The sequence below is a fragment of the Rhodococcus indonesiensis genome (genome assembly GCF_047782815.1).
Classification (GTDB): Bacteria; Actinomycetota; Actinomycetes; order Mycobacteriales; family Mycobacteriaceae; genus Rhodococcus; species Rhodococcus indonesiensis.
In genome coordinates this window covers 5,492,348-5,511,071 of the sequence record NZ_CP180630.1, presented here as the reverse complement: position 1 = coordinate 5,511,071, position 18,724 = coordinate 5,492,348, and the positions used below count along the sequence as shown (strand labels likewise).

Sequence of the window (18,724 nt, the reverse complement as noted above, 5' to 3'; positions counted from 1 at the left end):
ACACCTGGGGCGGCATCCCGCCGGCTGTGTCAGCCGGCGGGATGCCGCGCGTTCGGAGTGCGCGCGCACCCTCTCACCGGTCCGGACGGCGAATCGTGAGCCAGATGTCACCGGGGACTCACCACGGTTAATGCCCACGAAACACGGGGTCGGGAGCATGAGACCCGGCCGGAGGAACGTGGCCGACCCAGGTGAGGAGCGGTTCGATGCAGGGCGAGATCACGAAGGTCAAGACCGCCTGCTCATACTGCGGCGTGGGCTGCGGCATGGTGCTCGAGGTCGGCCTCGATCCCGCCACCGGTGCCCGCCGCGTGCTCGACGCGTACGGCGACAAGGACCACCCCACCAACTTCGGGCGCCTCTGCACGAAGGGGGCGACCAGCGCGGAGATGATGGCCGCCGGCGGACGCATGGAGACCGCGTACCGTCGCACCGAACGCGGGGCCACCCCGGTGCCCGTGGACGTCGACGCCGCGATCGCCGACACCGCCCGCCGGTTGCGGGGGGTGCTCGACGAGCACGGCCCCGACGCCCTGTCCTTCTACGTCTCCGGACAGATGTCGCTCGAGGCGCAGTACCTGGTGACCAAGCTCGCGAAGGGATTCGTCGGTACCAACAACATCGAGTCCAACTCCCGGTTGTGCATGGCCGGCGCCGGCACCGGCTACAAGCAGTCGCTCGGCGCGGACGGCCCGCCCGGCTCCTACCAGGACTTCGACCACGCCGACCTGTTCTTCGTCAGCGGCGCGAACATGGCCGACTGCCATCCCATCCTCTTCCTCAGGATGATGAACCGGGTCAAGGCCGGTGCCAGACTCGTCGTCGTCGACCCCCGGCGCACCCCCACCGCGGAGAAGGCGGACCTGTTCCTGCAGATCGCGCCCGGGACCGATCTGGCGCTGCTCAACGGCCTGTTGCACCTGATCGTCGAGAACGGGCACGTCGACCGGGCCTTCGTGGCGGAGTTCACCGAAGGCTGGGAGGCCATGAGGGCCTTCCTCGCGGACTACACGCCCGAGCGGGTCGCGGAGATCACCGGACTGGCCGAGGACGACATCCGCACGGCCGCGCGGTGGATCGGCGAGGCGGGCAACTGGATGTCGTGCTGGACGATGGGCCTGAACCAGAGCACGCACGGCACCTGGAACACCAATGCGATCTGCAACCTGCACCTGGCCACCGGCGCGATCTGCCGCACCGGCAGCGGCCCCTTCTCGCTCACCGGTCAGCCCAACGCCATGGGCGGGCGCGAGATGGGGTACATGGGACCCGGTCTGCCGGGGCAGCGGTCCGTTCTCGACGACGCCGAGCGAGCCTTCGTCGAACAGCAGTGGGGGCTGCCGGCCGGTGCCATCCCCACCACCGTCGGCAAGGGCACGATCGACATGTTCGAGCAGATGGCCGCCGGTGACATCCGGGCCTGCTGGATCATCTGCACCAATCCGGTTGCGTCCGTAGCCAATCGACGCACCGTCGTCGAAGCGCTCGAGCGGGCGGAGGTCGTCGTCGCACAGGACGTCTTCCTCGAGACCGAGACCACCGCGTACGCCGACATCCTGCTGCCGGGAGCCCTGTGGGCGGAGTCGGAGGGGGTGATGGTCAACTCCGAGCGCAACCTGACGCTGTTGCGACAGGCGATCGACCCGGTCGGGCAGGCCCTGCCGGACTGGCAGATCATCGCGCGCGTCGCCTGCGCGATGGGCTACGCCGAGGCGTTCACCTACTCCTGCTCCGAAGAGGTCTTCGAGGAGATCAGGCGTTTCCGGAACCCGAAGACCGGATACGACCTGCGCGGGATCACCTACGACCGGCTGCGCGAGACCCCCGTGCAGTGGCCGTGCCCGCCGGACGGCGCGACCGACCGGAACCCGATCCGCTATCTCAACGACGGCGTGAGCCAGACCCTGCTCAGGTCCGGGGACGGCTCTCTCCCCCGGTTGCGGTTCGCCACCGCCACCGGCAAGGCCGTGTTCCATGCCCGCCCCCACATACCGCCGGCCGAGATGCCCGACGACGACTTCCCCGTCGTTCTCAATACCGGCCGCGTCCAGCACCAGTGGCACACCCTCACCAAAACGGGAAAGGTCGCCAAGCTCGGGAAACTGAACCCCGGTCCCTTCGTCGAAGTCAATCCTGCCGACGCGCAGCGACTCTCGATATCCGACGGCGACCAGGTGGAGATCGCGTCCCGTCGCGGCCGGGCGGTGCTGCCGGCCGTGGTCACCGACCGGGTCCGGCCGGGATGCTGCTTCGCCCCGTTCCACTGGAACGACATGTTCGGGGAGAACCTGGCGGTCAACGCGGTCACCAACGACGCCGTCGATCCCGCGTCGCTGCAGCCGGAGTTCAAGGTGTGCGCGGTGTCGCTGACCAAGGTCGCGACGTCGGCCGGGGACGACTCGCCGGACGCCTCGGCCGACCGTCTCGCCTCCGCACTCGGGCTGGGAGATACGGCACGGCCGGTGCTCGACGAGGTCGGAAAGCACTATCTGACCGGATTTCTGGCGGGTTTCCGGGAGTCCGGGCAGGCGGGTGTCCCCGTGCTCCCGGCGTCCGCTCCGTTGCCGGCCGCCACCCGCGCCTGGGTGGACGGGATGCTGGCGGGTCACTTCTCGCACACCGCGGAGGACCGCGACGAGTCCGACGGGATCGAGACCGACGAGGCGGCGCCGGTGGTCGTGGTGTGGGCCTCGCAGACCGGCAACGCCGAGGAGTTCGCCCGGCTGTGCGCCGAGCGGCTGCGCGCCGCGGGCAGGTCGGTCACCCTGACCGGGATGAACGACGTCGACGTGTCCACGCTGACCGGGGTGCGCGATCTGCTCGTCGTCACCAGTACGTTCGGCGACGGTGACGCGCCGGACAACGGCGCCGCGTTCTGGAACGCTCTCGACCGGGACGACACCCCCCGCCTCCCCGACACCCGTTACGCCGTACTGGCGTTCGGAGACTCGAGCTACGACGACTTCTGCGGCCACGGCCGCCGCATCGACGAGCGCCTCGCCGAACTCGGGGCCACCCGGCTCACGCAGCGGGTGGACTGCGAACCCGACTACGAGGGACCGGCCGGCGAATGGCTCGCCACGGTCGAGCAACTCGTGCGCCTCGACGGGACCGTGCCGGTCCCGGCCGCCCCGGGACCGCCGGCGACGTCCGGACCCGCCTACAGCCGGAAGGCACCGCTCGTCACCCGGCTGACCCGGAACGTGCCGCTCAGCGGGTCGGGTTCGTCGAAGGATGTGCGCCAGTTCGGATTCGAGTTGTACGACCCGGATTTCGTGTACGAGGCGGGCGACGCGCTGGGTGTCATGCCCACCAACGGACCCGAGGCGGTCGACGAGTGGCTCCAGGTCACCGCGCTCGATCCGGAAACACCCGTGGAATTCCCCGATCTGCCGACCATTCCGCTGCGCGAGGCCGTGACCCGGCACCTCGAGATCGCTCGCGTGACCCCCGAGCTGCTGCGGTTCGTCCACGAGCAGACCCAGAGTGCGGAACTGGCGAAGCTGCTGCGGCCGGGCAACAAGATCGAGTTGCAACGGTGGTTGTGGGGCAAGCAGGCGATGGACGTGATCGCGGCGTATCCGTTCAAGGCGCCGATCGCGGAATGGCTGCCCGTGCTCAAGCGGTTGCAGCCCCGCCTGTACTCGATCTCGTCGAGCCCGCGGACCAACCCCCGCGAGGTGCAGCTGACCGTCTCGGTGGTGCGGTACAACTACGAGGGCATCGCCCGGGCGGGGGTGTGCTCGAGCTTCCTCGCCGACCACAGTCACGGCGTCGACATTCCCATCTTCGTCCAGCGCAGCACGCACTTCCGGCCGCCCCGGACACCGGACACCCCGATGATCATGGTCGGACCCGGTACGGGTATCGCACCGTTCCGGGCCTTTCTGCACGATCGCCGCGAGCTGGGCCACACCGGCCGGAACTGGCTGTTCTTCGGCGATCAGCGGTCGTCGACCGACTACCTGTACCGGGACGAGATCGAGGCAATGCACGCCGACGGCTTCCTGACCCGGCTCGATCTCGCCTTCTCCCGCGACCAGCGACAGAAGATCTACGTGCAGGACCGGATGCGCGAGCACGGAGCGCAGCTGTGGAAGTGGTTGCAGGACGGCGCCCACTTCTACGTGTGCGGCGACGCGAGCCGGATGGCGAAGGACGTCGACGAGACGCTGCGCGAGGTGGTGCAGGTGCACGGCCGGCTCGGCGAGACGGACGCCGAGTCGTACGTCGAGCAGCTCGCCGCGGAGAAGCGCTACGTGCGCGACGTGTACTGATCCACAGATTCGTTACTCCATCGGTTGATAGGTCCGCAGATGCGGAAGTAATGTCTGCATCGTGACGCAGATTCGCATCAAGGACGCCGCGCGGCTGCTCGGCGTCAGCGACGACACCGTCCGCCGATGGATCGACCAGGGCACCCTGCCGGCCGGCAAGGACGGGGCCGGGCGCAAGATCGTCGAGGGAGCCGACCTCGCCGAGTTCGCCCGGCGGCAGGCGGACGAGGCGCCCGATCTGCTCGGCGTGGGCAGCTCCGCCCGCAACCGGTTCGCAGGGATCGTCACCCGGGTGGTCGCCGACACCGTCATGGCGCAGGTGGAGATGCAGTGTGGCCCGCACCGCGTCGTCTCGCTGATGAGCAGCGAGGCCGTCCGGGAACTCGGCCTCGAACCGGGCAGCCTCGCGGTCGCCGTCGTCAAGGCCACGACCGTCATCGTCGAGACTCCCGGAGGGACATCGTGACACGCGCTCTCGCAGTTGTCGTCACCGCGCTCGCCCTCGCCGGATGCGCCGGGGAGATCGGCGGCGACCCGGCGTCACCGTCCGGGGCCGCGGGTGAGCTCACCGTGTACGCAGCCGCGTCGCTGCAGGCTCCCTTCCGGGAGATCGGTGCGGACTTCGAGGCCCGCAATCCGGGCACCCGCGTCGTGTTCGACTTCGCGGGCTCGTCGGATCTCGTCGCCCGCCTGTCGCAGGGGGCCGAGGCGGACGTCCTCGCCACCGCCGACACCGCCAACATGACCGAGGCCGTCGACGCCGGTCTCGTCGCGGGCGATCCCGTGGACTTCGCGGCCAACACCCTCACCATCGTCACCGAGCCGGGCAACCCGCTCGGCACCACCGGTTTCGCGGACCTGAGCCGGCCCGGAGCCGACGTCGTCGTGTGCGCGCCGCAGGTGCCGTGCGGCGCGGCGACGGCCCGTATCGAGCAGGCCACGGGTGTCGACCTCGCTCCGGTCAGCGAGGAGTCGTCGGTGACGGACGTGCTGGGCAAGGTGACCAGCGGCCAGGCCGACGCCGGGTTGGTGTACGTCACCGACGCCCGACAGGCCGGTGACGCCGTGACCACCGTGCCGTTCCCCGAGTCTGCCGCGGCCGTCAACACCTACCCCGTCGCCGTCCTCGCCGATGCCGAGAATGCCCCGGCTGCGGCGTTCGTCGCGTACGTCACCGGACCGGACGGGCGACGAATCCTGTCCGAGTACGGATTCGCGGCCCCGTGACGCGCGTCCGTCCGGCGGGGCTGCCGGCGTGGATCTACGTCCCCGCGCTCGTCGGCGGACTGTTCGTCGCCGTGCCGCTGTTGTCGCTGATCCTCGCCGTCGACTGGCGGCACTTCCCGGATCTGGTGACATCGGAGGCCTCCCTGCAGGCCCTGACCTTGAGCATGCGCACCGCGGGTGCCGCTACGGTGCTGTGCGTCCTGCTCGGCGTGCCGATGGCGACCGTGCTCGCACGCAGCACCTTTCGCGGCCTTCCGGTGCTGCGCTCGCTCGTGCTGCTGCCACTCGTGCTGCCGCCCGTCGTCGGTGGCATCGCGCTGCTCTACACCTTCGGTCGCCGGGGACTGATCGGCGAGTACCTCGAGCTGCTCGGAATCCGGATCGCGTTCTCCACCACGGCTGTGGTCCTCGCGCAGACGTTCGTCGCGCTACCGTTCCTGGTGATAAGTCTCGAGGGTGCTCTGCGCACCGCCGGCACCCGGTACGAGGCGGTCGCCGCAACGCTGGGGGCACGACCGACCACCGTCTTCCGGCGGGTCACCCTCCCCCTCGTGCTGCCGGGACTCGCGTCCGGCACCGTCCTCGCCTTCGCCCGGGCACTCGGCGAATTCGGCGCCACCCTCACCTTCGCCGGCAGCCTTCAGGGCGTCACCCGCACGTTGCCGCTCGAGATCTACCTCCAGCGCGAGACCGACGCCGACGCCGCGGTGGCGCTGTCGCTGCTGCTCGTCGTGGTCGCGCTCGTGATCGTCGTGGCCGTGCGGGGGCGACGGACAGCGGGTGGGCTGTGACCGGACTGCTGTTGCGGGCCCGGGTCGAGTCCCGCGACGTCGACCTCGCAGTCGACGCGGAGTCCGGTACCGTGCTCGCCGTCCTGGGACCCAACGGTGCGGGAAAGTCGACCGTGCTGAACGTGATCGCGGGGCTGCTGCAGCCCGACGACGGCCGCGTCGAAGTCGACGGGCGGGTTCTCACCGACACGGCGACGGGCGTGGCCGTGCCGCCGCACCGTCGCGCGGTGGCGCTGCTCGCCCAGCAGCCCCTGCTGTTCCCGCACCTGAGCGTCCTCGACAACGTCGCATTCGCTCCCCGCAGCACCGGCCGCGGCCGATCGGCCGCCCGCGCGGCGGCGTGGCGGCAACTCGCCGCCGTCGGCGCGACGGACCTCGCCGACCGGAAGCCGCACCAGCTCTCGGGCGGCCAGGCCCAGCGCGTCGCGATCGCCCGCGCCCTGGCCGCCGACCCACGGCTGCTGCTGCTGGACGAACCGTTGGCCGCCCTCGACGTGACGGCCGCCCCGGCCGTGCGGTCGCTGCTGCGCACGGTCCTGAAGGACGCCGGACGCACGGCACTCGTGGTCACCCACGACCCGCTCGACGCCCTCGCCCTCGCGGATCGTGCCGTCGTCGTCGACCGGGGCCGGATCGTCGAGGCAGGCACGGTGCGCGACGTGCTGTCCCGGCCGCGCAGCGCGTTCGCGGCCCGCATCGCGGGACTGAACCTGCTCGCCGGCACCCTCACCGCGGACGGCGTCGACACCGTCGTCGGCCGGGTGCGGGGTGTGCCCGACGACGACTGCGTGCCGGGGGATTCGGCGGCCGCGGTGTTCACCCCCGCGGCCGTCGCGGTCTATCCCGACGAGCCGCACGGCAGCCCCCGCAACTCGTTCGCCGTCGTCGTCGACGAACTGGAGGTCCGCGGTGCCACCGTCCTCGTCCGCGCCGCCGAGTCCGGGATCACCGCCGAGGTCACCACGTCCGCAGCCGCCGATCTCGCCATCGCACCCGGTGCGACGGTGTGGTTCGTCGTCAAGGCCACCGAAGTCCGCATCCACGCCGCCCGCTGACCGGGCGAACGTACCGTTCCGCCGGGCTGCGGAGGTGAACGGTACGTTCGCTCGGCGCCGCTGCGGCGCAGTCGGATTCAGCCCAGGCGGGCGCGCATCAGGTAGACGTTGTAACTGTCCCACTCCGACACGGTGAAGTACAGGTCCGTGCCGTCGGACCAGGGGTGCATGAAGCCGCCGTAGGCTTTCGGGTAGTCGGTCGTCCGTACCAGCGGTGTGGCATCGGACCAGTGGCCCTGAGGTGAATCCGATTCGCGCAGCACGATGTTGCCGGCGATCGGGTCCAGGTAGCTCATCTGCCAGCGGCCCCGCGCGGCGTCGAACCGCACCGACAGTTCGCTCGCCGCTCCGTCGGCGAGCGGGGTGGCGAGCTGCTCGAAGACCGGCATCCAGCGGTCGTGTACCCAGTACTGGTACGCGGAAGGGTTGAGCACGCCGTCGACCGGCACGCGGGCCAGGCCCACCGATCCGATGCGGCCGTTCGGAGTGCCGAACATGTAGACGTGGTCGCCGTGCGGCACCATCGTCGCCACCTGGAACCGGCCCAGTCCGAACACGTTGTCCCAGCGGGCATGTGGATCCTTCACCCATGTCTGTCCGTGGTCGTCGGAGTAGGCGATGCCGCCGTGGTTCGTGTACCACATGCCCGGCACGACGCTCCACCGTCGCACGGACATGTAACTCAGGTACTGGCGGTCGCCGATCGCGAATCCGGAGGTGGGGATGACGGTGGTCTCGAAGTTCTTCACATGCCGCGCATCGAGGATCTCCGCGGCGTGGCACGGGCTGTCCTGCACCATCGCGTCGATGGTGAGGCCGTCCGACAGGTCCGCATCGCGGCTGAACGCCAGGACGTTGCTGCGCCAGTCGCCGCCGGCCCCGCCCGGCGGGGACCATTGCGCACCGAAGGTGTCGCCGAAGGCGAGGGCCACCTCGCCGGGGCGCGTCTCCCACACGATGCCGAGATCGGTGCCGTGCACGGCCCAGCGCGCGTCGGTGCGATTCTCCGAGCCGGGACCGGTGAGCTGGGAAACCAGTTCGACGTCGCCGACGACGGGCGCGGACGGACGGGCGGTGACCGTGCCCGGCTCGAACGGCGGATTCTCCCGGGGCGGGGCCGGCGGGACGGGTGCACCCGGCGGGCCGGGCACGGGGATCGGGATCGTCTCCGGCTGCGGATCGAGTTCGACGCGCGGCAGGAAACTCGAGGATCCGCTCGAGCCGGCGGACCCACTCGAGCCACTCGAGAGGGCATCGGGAGCGTCCGGCGCGAGACCCGGATCCGGGCACGGGTCGGCGCACGGATCGGCGGGTAACGGCTCCTGCGGCACGCGGGTGTCGTCGGGTTCCGGTCCGGGGACCGGGACCGGGACGATCTCGGGGTACGGCAGGGGAATCTTCACGACGGGCGGGATGTCGATCCGCGGCAGCTGCGGCGCGCCGGGGTCCGGCGGCTCCACGGCCGGGTCGAAGCCCTGTTCCCCGCACGAGTTGACCGGCGGGGCGGCCGATGCGTGGCCGGGCACCGCGAGCAGCGGCAGAGCCAACGAGACCAGGGCGAGCGCCGACAGCGGTGTGCGGTGCCTGCGTGCCATGGCGTTCTCCTCCGGGATGCTCGGGAAAATGCCCCGCGAACCTAACAAATCCGGCGCCCGAAACCGTGGAGACTCACATGCGCAGGCGGCGAACCGCCGTTGCCGCGACGAGCCCGCCGGCATACACCGCCACTCCGGCGAGCGCGAGCAGCGTGCTGCGGCCGTCCGGCGCGACGACCAGGGCGGCCGCGACGATCGCCGCGAGAAATGCCATGTTGAACACGGTGTCCTGCAGGGCGAACACCTGTCCGCGCCGGGCGTCGTCGATCTCGATCTGCATCGCGGCGTCCCCGGTGAGCTTGACGGTCTGACCGGCGAGACCCAGCAGGAACGCGGCGGCGAGCAGTGCCGTCTCGTCGAACCCGGTGACCAGGACGAGCTGGACGATGCCCGCACACGCCAGTGCCGTGACGACGGTGCGGGGCCGGCCGAGGCGGGGGATGACGAGCGGGGCGGCGACCGCCGCGACGAGCATCCCGGCGGCGGTGGCTCCGACGGCGACACCGAACCCGACGAGCCCGCCCGGCAGTGTGGCACCGTCGGCGTCGCGCAGCACCAGCACCATGACGAGCGTGTCGATGCCGAAGACGATGCGGTGCGCGCCGATGCCGATCATCGCGACGGTGACGCCCGGCGCCTCCCACACCGCCGTGGCGCCGGTGTGCAGGCCGGCGGCGACGGCGCGGATCGGGTGACGCTGCACGGCCCGGTCGGGACCGAGCGCGTGACGGGCGAAGCCGCCGGCGGCGAGCGCGGCAACCACGGATCCGCTGACGCCGAGGGCCACAGCCACCCCGGAACCGAAGTCGCCCTCCCCCACGAGACCGATCGTGGTGACCGCGACGCCGGCCCCGACCGCGGAGATTCCCGAGCCCACCGTGGCGAGCACGGAATTGACCGGCACCAGCCATGATTGACGCACCACATGCGGGACGGACGCCGAGACCCCGGCGAGCACGAAGCGACTGACACCGACGGCGGCGAGGGCGAGCAGCAGCAGTGGGGTGGAACCGCCACCGGTGAGCAGCAGCGCCGACATCGCGAGGATGAGCACGCCGCGCAGGGCGTTGGCGACGACCAGCACCAGGCGACGGTCCCACCGGTCGAGCAGGGCGCCGGCGAACGGTCCGACCACCGAGTACGGCAGCAGCAGCACCGCGAATCCGGCCGCTATCGCGGCGGGATCGGTCTGGCGCTCGGGATTGAACAGGATCGCCCCACCGAGCGCCGCCTGGAACAGCCCGTCACCGAACTGACTGGCGAAGCGGACGGTCGTCAGGCGGGCCAGTCCGGGCGACCGGCGCAGCGCCGTCGCCGTGGAGCGCCACGCCTGCCGCCTCGACTCCCGCACAGTGTCCGACACTATCCGTCCGGCGCGGGTCGTCTCGCTGCGACGGTTCTGCCTCCCCCGCCACGTCCCCCGGCCTACCCTCGGCGCAACCGGCAACTTCCGGAAGAGGGGACCCACCGCCATGTGCCGACTGTTCGGGCTGACCGCCGCGCCGCACCGGGTACACGCCACGTTCTGGCTGCTCGACGCGTCCGATTCGCTGGCCCGCCAGAGCCGGCGCGAACCCGACGGCACCGGTCTCGGAACGTTCGCCGACGACGGCCGCCCGGTGGTGGAGAAGCAACCGCTGGCGGCGTACGAGGACCGCGCGTTCGCCACCGAGGCGAAGGAGCGGCGTTCCCAGACGTTCGTCGCGCACATCCGGTTCGCCTCGACCGGGGGTCTCGACGTGGGCAACACGCATCCGTTCGAGCAGCGCGGGCGGCTGTTCGCCCACAACGGTGTCCTCGGCGACCTGCCGCGGCTCGAGGCCGAACTCGGCCCGTACCGCGATCTCGTGGCGGGCGAGACGGACTCGGAGCGGTTCTTCGCGCTCGTCACCCGCCGCATCGACGAGCACGGCGGCGACGTCGGTGCCGGCCTGACGGCCGCGGTCCGGTGGGCCGCCGAAAATCTGCCCGTCTACGCATTGAACGTGGTCCTGACGACCGCGACGGAGCTGTGGGCGCTGCGGTATCCGGACACCCACGACCTGTTCGTCCTCGAGCGTCCCGCCGGTGGCCCGCACGGAGGCCGCCACCTCGAGCATGCCAGCGAGGCCGGCACGGTCCGCGTGCGTTCGGGCCACCTGGCGCGGCAACCGGCGGTCGTGGTCGCCAGCGAGCGAATGGACGAGGATCCGGGTTGGTCGGACCTGCGCAGCGGGGAGTTGCTGCACGTCGACGGCGAACTCCGGGTGACCCGCACCGTCGTCGTCGACGAGCCCCCGCGGCACCCGATCACCCTTGCGGACCTCGACGAGCGGGCGGCCGCGTCCCAGACCGGGAAGTGAGCTTCACTGCTCGCGCCACCACTGCACCGTCGCGGCCGCGGCCTCGGGCAGCGGCGTCGGGCGCAGGCCGAGGAGTTCCTCGCTGTACGTGGAGTCCATGACGAACGGATCGGTGAACTGGTAGAGCATCTCGGCCAGTTCGCGGGCGTCGCGGTTCACCAGTGCGGCGGCACGCAGCAGCCAGGTGGGGATCGTGCCCACCTTCGGAGCCGGCATCTGCGCCGCGGCGGCGAACGCGGCGACGAGTTCGCGCTGGGTGTCGGCCGGGCCGGTGGGGGCGTGCAGGACGCGGTTCCACGCCGCCGGCTTCGCCGCGGCCGCGATCATGGCGGCCGCCAGGTCCGGCACGTAGGTGAACGAGTGCGGGACGTCGGGTGAGCCGAGTACGCGGGGGCTGCGCCCGGCCAGGACGGTCGGCACCATCCGCTCGCCCGCGTGGGCGTTGCGGGCGTGGGGTCCGAAGAAGTCGGACGCGACCACGCTGACGGTCGGGGTGTCGCTCTCGGCACGGCGGTCCAGCAACCGGGCCCGTACCCCCCGCTTGCCGGTGGTGCTCGCGCGCGGCGACGCCTCGGTCATGACCCGTTCGGGTTCGCTGTACGAGTACAGGCTCTCGGGGAAGACCACGACTGCGCCCGTGCGCCCGGCCGCCTCGAGAACGGTGTGCTCCGCGTCCGGCAGTTCGCGTTCCCAGGTGTCGGCGCGGTAGGCGGAGCCGTGGATGCAGTGGTACACGGCCCCGGCGCCCTCGAGGGCGGGACCGAGCCGGGCGGGATCGGAGACGTCGACCCGGCGGCGCTCGACGAGCGGATGTTCCGGACCACTGCCGGACCGGGTGAGGACGCGGACGCGGTGGCCCCGGTCGGCGAGTTGTTCGGCGACGGTCCAGCCGACGGGACCGGCGCCGGTGACGACCTGCAGATTCGACATGGTGTCCAGCTCCTTCGAAGTGTGAGCACTGCTCTCTGTTCGGGGACAACAATGCGCGCCGCGGCGAGGAAAGTCAAGAGCAGTGCTCACTTTTGTTGACAGTGCTCACGAATCTGGCAGGGTGAAAGCCATGACCGGAACCCCCCGCGCCCGCGCCCGCCGGCAGACGATGGCCGACATCCTGCGGATCGGCCGCGAACATCTCGCCACCCACGGCGCCGCCGCCCTGTCGTTGCGCGCCGTCGCCCGCGACCTCGGCGTCGTCTCCTCGGCGGTGTACCGCTACGTCGCGAGCCGCGACGAACTGCTCACCCTCCTCGTCGTCGACGGCTACACCGAACTCGCCGACACCGTCGACGACGCGCTCGCCGACGTCGCCGTCGACGCCCACGCCGAGCAGTTCCGCGTCCTCGGCCGCGCGGTGCGGACCTGGGCGCTACGCGAACCCGCGCGCTACGCCCTGTTGTTCGGCAGTCCGGTTCCCGGGTACCACGCTCCCGCAGAGCAGACCACGGGCCCGGGCACCCGCGTCGTCGTCCGGCTCGTCCGTATCCTCGACGCCGCGTACGCCGCCGGCGCCCTCCGCGTCCCGGCCACCGTCGCCGTGCCGGACAGCCTCACCACCGATCTCGGCCGGATCCGCGCCGCACTCGGTTCCGGTGTCCCCGACGCGGCCCTGGCCCGCGGTGTGCTGGTCTGGGCTGCCCTGTTCGGGGCCGTGAACTTCGAGGTCTTCGGCCAGTACGGCACCGACTCCTTCACCGACCCCGAGCAGTTGTTCGACCATCACCTCGCGGTACTCGCCGAGACCGCCGGTCTCTCCTGAACGTCTCCCCGCCTTGCCGCCACGCCGCGTCGGCGACGGTGGGATGATGTCGGGGTGGCGCAGCATCAGGACGAACCCGAGGACCGCACGGCACCGGCGACACCGGCCGTCCGACCCGGAACGCTGCTCGTGTCGGCCACCGACCTCGTCGAGCCGACCTTCCGGCGCACCGTCGTCTACATCGTCGAGCACGGGGACGTGGGCAGTCTCGGCGTGGTGCTCAACCGCACCAGCGACACCGCGGTCCAAGCCGTGTTGCCGCAGTGGACGGAGCTCAGCGCCGCGCCCAAGGCGCTCTACGTCGGCGGTCCCGTCCGGCGGGACTCTGCTCTGTGCCTGGGTACGCTGCGCGTCGGCGTCTCGGTCGACGGGGTGCCGGGGGTGCGCCGGATCGACGGGCGGGTGGTCATGATCGACCTCGACTCCGATCCGGCCGTCATCGCCCCGCTCGTCGAAGGCATCCGCATCTTCGCCGGCTACGCCGGATGGAGCGCCGGGCAGCTCGACGGCGAGCTCGGCAACGACGACTGGATGGTCATCTCCGCCCTCCCCCAGGACATCCTCGGGCCGCCCCGGGTCGACCTGTGGGCGCGGGTGCTGCGCCGGCAGCCGCTGCCGCTCGCGCTGCTGGCCACCCACCCCATCGAGGTCGAACGGAACTGAACGCTCCAGGGCTCGGTGTGCGAAGTGAGGGCCCGGTGCGCGAAGTGAGAGCTCAGTGCGCGAAGTGCTGCTCGCTGGAGTGCCGGAGCGGACCCTCCTTGCGCAATTCGGTACACACCCGTTCGATGTCGGCGAACAGCTGCCGCGCGAGGTCGGCACTGAACCCCTCCCGGACCACGATCCGCAGCACCGCAACCTCCTCGGCGTCGGCCGGCATGGTGTACGCGGGCACCTGCCAGCCGCCCGCCCGCAGCTCGTGCGAGATGTCGAATACGGTGAACCCCGGATCGCCGGTCAGCTCGAATGCGATCACCGGGATGGCGGTACCGTCGGAGATCACGCGCATTCCCTCCAGCCCGGCGAGCTGCTCGGCCAGGCGGCTGGCGGTGGAGCGCAGCGTCTCCATCACCCGGCGATACCCGTCGCGGCCGAGCCGCAGGAAGTTGTAGTACTGGCCGACGATCTGGTTTCCCGGCCGCGAGAAGTTCAGGGTGAAGGTGGGCATGTCGCCGCCGAGATAGTTGACCCGGAAGACCAGTTCCTCGGGCAGGTGTTCCTTGTCGCGCCACACCACGAATCCGATGCCCGGATAGGTCAGTCCGTACTTGTGGCCGCTGACGTTGATCGATACCACGCGCGGCACCCGGAAGTCCCACTTCAGTTTCGGCTGCAGGAACGGCACGACGAAGCCCCCACTGGCCGCATCCACGTGCAGCGGCACGTCGGGACCTCCCGAGGCGGCCACGTCGTCGAGCGTGGCGGCGATCTCGGCGACCGGCTCCAGCTCACCGGTGTACGTCGTGCCGAGGATCGCGACCACCCCGATCGTGTTCTCGTCCACCGCCTCTCGCACCTGCTCCGGGGTGACGACGTACCGTCCGGGTTCCATCGGCAGATACTTCGCCTCCACGTCGAAGTAGCGGCAGAACTTCTCCCACACCACCTGAACGTTGCTGCCCAGCACCAGGTTCGGGCGTGCTGTGTCCTGTCCCGCGGCCTGCCGCCGGGCCCGCCAGCGCCATTTGAGCGCCAGCCCGGCGAGCATCACCGCCTCGCTCGAGCCGATCGTGGACACGCCCGTCGCCGTACCCGGGTCGACGTCGGACAGGCCCGGCGCGTGGAACAGCTCGGCGACCATCGCCACGCAGCGCTCCTCCATCGCCGACGTCGCCGGATACTCGTCCTTGTCGATGAGGTTCTTGTCGAACGTCTCGGCCATGAGCACGCCGGCCTGCGGCTCCATCCACGTGGTGACGAATGTGGCGAGGTTCAGCCGCGAACTGCCGTCGAGCATCAGTTCGTCGTGGATGTACCGGTACGCCTCCGCCGGGTCCATCGAGTGCGCCGGCAACCGTAGCGCCGGAACCGGCTCGCTGTCGAGGCGCCCGGTGTACGCCGGTGCGAGGACTCCGTCCGGGTGCAACCGCTTCCGATGGCTCACGTCGGCCTCCGTACTCGTCGGCTATCGCTGTACTCGTCGGCAATCGCTCCCATTAGACCGGATCGGCCGCGGACTCGCGGCGTGTTCGGGAAGCGGCATCCGCCGACGGTCGGTCAGCGACGGTCGGCGAGCGCGTTCAGCGCGCCGGCCATGCGTTCCGCCTGCGCCGCGGTGACGGTGAACTCCTGCCCGCCGGCGACGATGAGCACCAGCGCGGGACCCGTGATCGTGACGAGGCCGTACCGGCCCCGCCCCTTGGTGCGCAGTCCCCACCCACCCCAGTCCTGGAAGGGACGCACGTGCGCGACCCGCGCGCCGACGATCTCGTCGAGGTCGTAGTCCACCGCCGTCATTCCCAGGTTCTGCACCCGCACGCCCGCGCCGTCGACGACGACGCGGAAGCGCAGCAGGCTCAGCACGAGCGCGGCGACCGGCAGGAAGATCGCCAGTGGCCACCAGCTGCGCGCCGCGCCGCACACGACGACGGCAGGTGCCACCACCAGCGCCGCAAGCGCCACAGTGGTGCGCGTCCCGGTACCGACCTGCTCGACGATCGGCAGCTCGACCGGCCCCCGCGGCAGCGCCGGATCCGGGCGGCCGGTTGCCGGCCGCCGGACCCGGTGATCCCGCAACCGGGACGCGCCGAGCACCCCGGCGGCGACGCCGAGCGCGACGCCCGCGCCGATACTCCACATCGGCAGCCGTGCCTGTTCGGCCGGGGTGTCCAGTTGGCTCGCGAGCACCGTCGCACCCAGGGTGGACAGCAGGCCGGTCACGCCGAGACCGAGCACCAGCATGTAGCGGCGCATCAGCAGCATCGCGGGGGCCAGCGCCGCGATCGCGCTGCAGCCGCCGCCGACCAGCAGGATCACCAGCGCCATCGTCCACGAGAACGAGACCGGGTCCGAGAGTCCGTCCGGTGCGGACCCGGACCAGTGCGTCGCGATCCGCGGGGGCAGCCGCGATTCCCACACCCGGGTCAGCAGCAGTGTCGCCGCGGCGGCGACGAGGGGCAGGCCCAGTCCGAACAGGGCCCCGGCGGGGTCGATCACGCGGCGGGTGGTCACGGCCCCAGCGTAGGAAACGGCGTCGTCGACCACCCCCACGAACGGGGGATTGAGGGCCTGTGCCCGGGGCTGCAGGCTCGTAGAGAGAACTCGAGCACGACAGGATCGAGGCCGACATGACCACCACCAAGTCCACTGCCCTGACCGACGACGACATGGACGTGATGACATTGCTGCACGCGGCGTTCCGGCGCGACGTCGGACGCCTGGCGAACGTGGCACAGACCTACGGCACCGAGACCGACGAAGTCCACGATGCGCTGCTGGTCGGCTGGCACGGTTTCAGCCGGGAACTGCACCACCATCACCGGATCGAGGACACGCACATCTGGCCGCTGATGCGCCGCAAACTCGCCGACCGGCCGGACGATCTCGTGGTGCTCGACGACATGGAGGCCGAGCACTCTCTCATCGATCCGACGCTCGCCGCGCTCGAGGCGGCGTTCGACGATCGGGAGCACGGGCCGGAGCAGGTGCCTCATCGCATCGACGACCTCGTCGGACTGCTGCGGTCGCACCTCGCGCACGAGGAGCGCGACGCGTTCCCGCTCATCCGGGAGGTGATCACCGTCCCGGAATGGCGCGCGCTCTCCAAGGCCTCGGTGAAGGAACTTGCCTACAGCGACATCGCGCAGCTGGGGCCGTACGTCGTCGAGGGCGCCACCCCCGAGCAGGCGCGCCGGGTGCTGAGCGAATTGCCCGTGCCGCTGCGGCTCGTCCACCGCTTCTGGTGGAACCCGCGCTACCAGCGCGTACGCCGCTGGGGGTGACGGCCGCCCCCGAGGCGCCGGCTTCAGTTCACCGGGTCCGGCTGCTGCGGCTGCTCGAAGAAGCCGTCGGCGCCGACGGGGGTGCCCAGACGGGGCACGTACTCGGTTTGTGCGAGCTTGGCGACCAGGGTCGCGCGGCTGTTGACGCCGGTCTTGGCGAACACCGCCTTCAGATGGTCCTGCACGGTGTACGGGCTGATGCCCAGCGAGCGGGCGATCTCGTGACGGGTCTTGCCGGCGAGAAGCAAGGCGAGAACCTCGGATTCACGCCGCGTCAGTCCGTGTGCCGCCGCCACCAGGGTGACGATCTCGGGTAGCTGCGCCCGTTCCACGGTCATCAGCACCCGCCGGGGCGGATGCTCGCTGTCGAATCGTCCGACGCGGATCACGAGCCATTCCCCGTCGAGGGTACGGGCCCGCAGGACGGTGGCATCCGCCCCCGAGCGCCGCAGCCACAATGCTGCAGACACCGCGGGCGCACCGGTCTCGGGATTGCCGCGCGGGCCCCAGCCGAGTCGTTCGAAGTACTCCAGGGCGGAAGCGGTGACCGACTCGAACTCGTCGTCGGGTCCGACGATCGCCACCGCCGGTCCGTCCGGGCCTGGGGCCGGGACATGCGCGCTGCTGCGGAACAACGTGGTGCGCAACCCTTCCCCGATGTCGACGAGGACGGCGCCCAGAGTGTCGAGTTCCTCGTCGGCGAACTCCGAACCCGGTCGCCTGGCCATCGTGCACGCGCCCCAGCACGCGCCGTCGCGACCGCGGAAGAGCATGCGGACCTCGTCGTGCAGGCCGCTCGGCGCGAGCAGGTCGGCGTAGTGGCGGCTGCTCGTCACATGGTCGCCCGTCACCTGCCGGAGGGTGCGGATGGGGACCGCCCGCCCCACCAGCGAGCCGAAGCGGCTCGGCTCCGGATCGGGACCGTACTCCAGTTCCAGGGCCGTCGCGTACACCCGCGGTGTCTCGTAGCCGCGCGTCGTCAGCGCGGTGGGGATCAGCACGGCGGGATCGATGGTGGCCAGACAGACACCGTCGTAGGGCACCCGGGCGCGGATCGCGTCCAGGACGACCTCCCGGAACTCGGTCGAGTCCGTCGCCGCGGCGGCCGCATCGCGGATCGTGGACCTCAATCGGGCGCCGGCCAGTGCCGGGGTCACCCTGTCAGTATCGCGCCCGAACGCGCGCTCGGGAACCCTCCCGCAGATCCTTGCGCTCGGGCGGTGTCGCCGCGCCTCCCGCTGCGCTCAGGCGGGGGCCTTGCTCAGGCGGTCGGCTCGCAGGCGCCGCGCAGGCTGCACGCCCCGCACGACGCGCCGCAGCCGGCGGTCTCGGCCGGCGCGCTGGCGGCCGCGACGCGGGCACCGATGGAACCGCCGACACCGGCGGTGAAGAAGGCGGCGATACCGGCGCCCACGACAGCGATCAGGCCCGGGACCGTGTCGAGCGTGAGCGCGCCCACGCCGCCGAGGACGAGCAGGCCCGCCGCACCGAGCTGGCTGGGAGCGGCGACCTTGTTGGCCAGGGCGAACGTCTTCTCGTCGCGCAGGGCCTCCGCAGTACGCACACCCGCCCACCGGTTGCGCGGCAGCCGTCCGGTCAGACCCGCGGCGGCGACCCCGGCGACGACGAGAGCGAGCACGAACAGTACGAGGGCGACGATCAACACCCCTCGAGGATACGTGGGAGACGCAGCCGCTGGTCGGGCCGGGGCAGGCCACGCTCTACCCTGGTCGGAGGTAA

Annotated in this window: 16 protein-coding genes; 9 read left to right on the top strand and 7 right to left on the bottom strand. The window is 71.2% G+C overall.

Annotation, left to right across the window (positions count from 1 at the left end; genetic code table 11):
• Positions 1-206 precede the first annotated feature (206 nt).
• From ACM26Y_RS25340 to ACM26Y_RS25320, 5 genes are all read left to right on the top strand, one after another.
• Positions 207-4,277 (top strand): molybdopterin-dependent oxidoreductase, encoded by a 4,071-nt coding sequence (locus ACM26Y_RS25340; protein WP_416062304.1) that lies wholly within the window; start codon positions 207-209, stop codon positions 4,275-4,277.
• A gap of 61 nt (positions 4,278-4,338) precedes the next feature.
• Positions 4,339-4,743 carry a TOBE domain-containing protein gene (locus ACM26Y_RS25335; RefSeq protein WP_124258689.1) on the top strand — a complete coding sequence of 135 codons (405 nt, stop codon included), beginning with the start codon at positions 4,339-4,341 and terminating at the stop codon, positions 4,741-4,743.
• On the top strand, positions 4,740-5,504 hold the full coding sequence (gene modA / locus ACM26Y_RS25330) for a molybdate ABC transporter substrate-binding protein (RefSeq protein ID WP_416062303.1): 765 nt from the start codon (positions 4,740-4,742) through the stop codon (positions 5,502-5,504). The genes ACM26Y_RS25335 and modA overlap by 4 nt, the downstream gene beginning before the upstream one ends.
• The gene (locus tag ACM26Y_RS25325) at positions 5,501-6,295 is read left to right on the top strand and encodes an ABC transporter permease (RefSeq protein WP_416062302.1); all 795 of its coding nucleotides are present in this window, start codon (positions 5,501-5,503) and stop codon (positions 6,293-6,295) included. The genes modA and ACM26Y_RS25325 overlap by 4 nt, the downstream gene beginning before the upstream one ends.
• On the top strand, positions 6,292-7,350 hold the full coding sequence (locus ACM26Y_RS25320; protein ID WP_416062300.1) for a sulfate/molybdate ABC transporter ATP-binding protein: 1,059 nt from the start codon (positions 6,292-6,294) through the stop codon (positions 7,348-7,350). The genes ACM26Y_RS25325 and ACM26Y_RS25320 overlap by 4 nt, the downstream gene beginning before the upstream one ends.
• Positions 7,351-7,427: 77 nt before the next feature.
• Here ACM26Y_RS25320 and ACM26Y_RS25315 read toward each other — a convergent pair whose 3' ends face one another.
• Positions 7,428-8,945, bottom strand: coding sequence for a DUF4185 domain-containing protein (locus ACM26Y_RS25315; protein ID WP_416062299.1), 1,518 nt, complete (start codon positions 8,943-8,945; stop codon positions 7,428-7,430).
• A gap of 73 nt (positions 8,946-9,018) precedes the next feature.
• The gene (locus ACM26Y_RS25310) at positions 9,019-10,296 is read right to left on the bottom strand and encodes an MFS transporter (protein ID WP_416062298.1); all 1,278 of its coding nucleotides are present in this window, start codon (positions 10,294-10,296) and stop codon (positions 9,019-9,021) included.
• A 121-nt stretch (positions 10,297-10,417) separates the two neighbouring features.
• Between ACM26Y_RS25310 and ACM26Y_RS25305 the strand changes: the two genes are divergently transcribed.
• Complete coding sequence (locus ACM26Y_RS25305; RefSeq protein ID WP_003936677.1) at positions 10,418-11,287, top strand: class II glutamine amidotransferase; 870 nt, start codon at positions 10,418-10,420, stop codon at positions 11,285-11,287.
• A 3-nt stretch (positions 11,288-11,290) separates the two neighbouring features.
• On the opposite strand, the gene ACM26Y_RS25300 is transcribed toward ACM26Y_RS25305, so the two are convergent.
• A complete protein-coding gene (locus ACM26Y_RS25300; RefSeq protein WP_416062297.1) occupies positions 11,291-12,217 on the bottom strand; it encodes an NAD-dependent epimerase/dehydratase family protein in 927 nt (308 codons plus the stop codon).
• 130 nt (positions 12,218-12,347) lie between these two features.
• On the opposite strand from ACM26Y_RS25300, the gene ACM26Y_RS25295 reads away from it, so the two are divergent.
• Both ACM26Y_RS25295 and ACM26Y_RS25290 read left to right on the top strand, forming a co-directional pair.
• Entirely contained in the window at positions 12,348-13,043 is a 696-nt protein-coding gene (locus ACM26Y_RS25295; RefSeq protein WP_119700239.1) for a TetR/AcrR family transcriptional regulator, read from the top strand.
• Positions 13,044-13,097: 54 nt separating this feature from the next.
• Entirely contained in the window at positions 13,098-13,706 is a 609-nt protein-coding gene (locus ACM26Y_RS25290) for a YqgE/AlgH family protein (RefSeq protein ID WP_054370794.1), read from the top strand.
• A gap of 52 nt (positions 13,707-13,758) precedes the next feature.
• On the opposite strand, the gene ACM26Y_RS25285 is transcribed toward ACM26Y_RS25290, so the two are convergent.
• Both ACM26Y_RS25285 and ACM26Y_RS25280 read right to left on the bottom strand, forming a co-directional pair.
• Positions 13,759-15,147: a glutamate decarboxylase gene (locus ACM26Y_RS25285; RefSeq protein ID WP_416062296.1), complete on the bottom strand. Its 1,389-nt coding sequence runs from the start codon at positions 15,145-15,147 to the stop codon at positions 13,759-13,761.
• Positions 15,148-15,260: 113 nt separating this feature from the next.
• Positions 15,261-16,214 (bottom strand): DUF1648 domain-containing protein, encoded by a 954-nt coding sequence (locus ACM26Y_RS25280; protein ID WP_416062295.1) that lies wholly within the window; start codon positions 16,212-16,214, stop codon positions 15,261-15,263.
• 116 nt (positions 16,215-16,330) lie between these two features.
• On the opposite strand from ACM26Y_RS25280, the gene ACM26Y_RS25275 reads away from it, so the two are divergent.
• On the top strand, positions 16,331-16,984 hold the full coding sequence (locus ACM26Y_RS25275; RefSeq protein ID WP_289381668.1) for a hemerythrin domain-containing protein: 654 nt from the start codon (positions 16,331-16,333) through the stop codon (positions 16,982-16,984).
• A gap of 23 nt (positions 16,985-17,007) precedes the next feature.
• Here the strand turns inward: ACM26Y_RS25275 and ACM26Y_RS25270 are convergent, their stop codons facing one another.
• The gene (locus tag ACM26Y_RS25270) at positions 17,008-18,141 is read right to left on the bottom strand and encodes a response regulator transcription factor (protein WP_416062294.1); all 1,134 of its coding nucleotides are present in this window, start codon (positions 18,139-18,141) and stop codon (positions 17,008-17,010) included.
• Positions 18,142-18,245: 104 nt separating this feature from the next.
• Entirely contained in the window at positions 18,246-18,650 is a 405-nt protein-coding gene (locus ACM26Y_RS25265) for an SdpI family protein (protein WP_416062293.1), read from the bottom strand.
• Between the last annotated feature and the right edge of the window lie 74 nt (positions 18,651-18,724).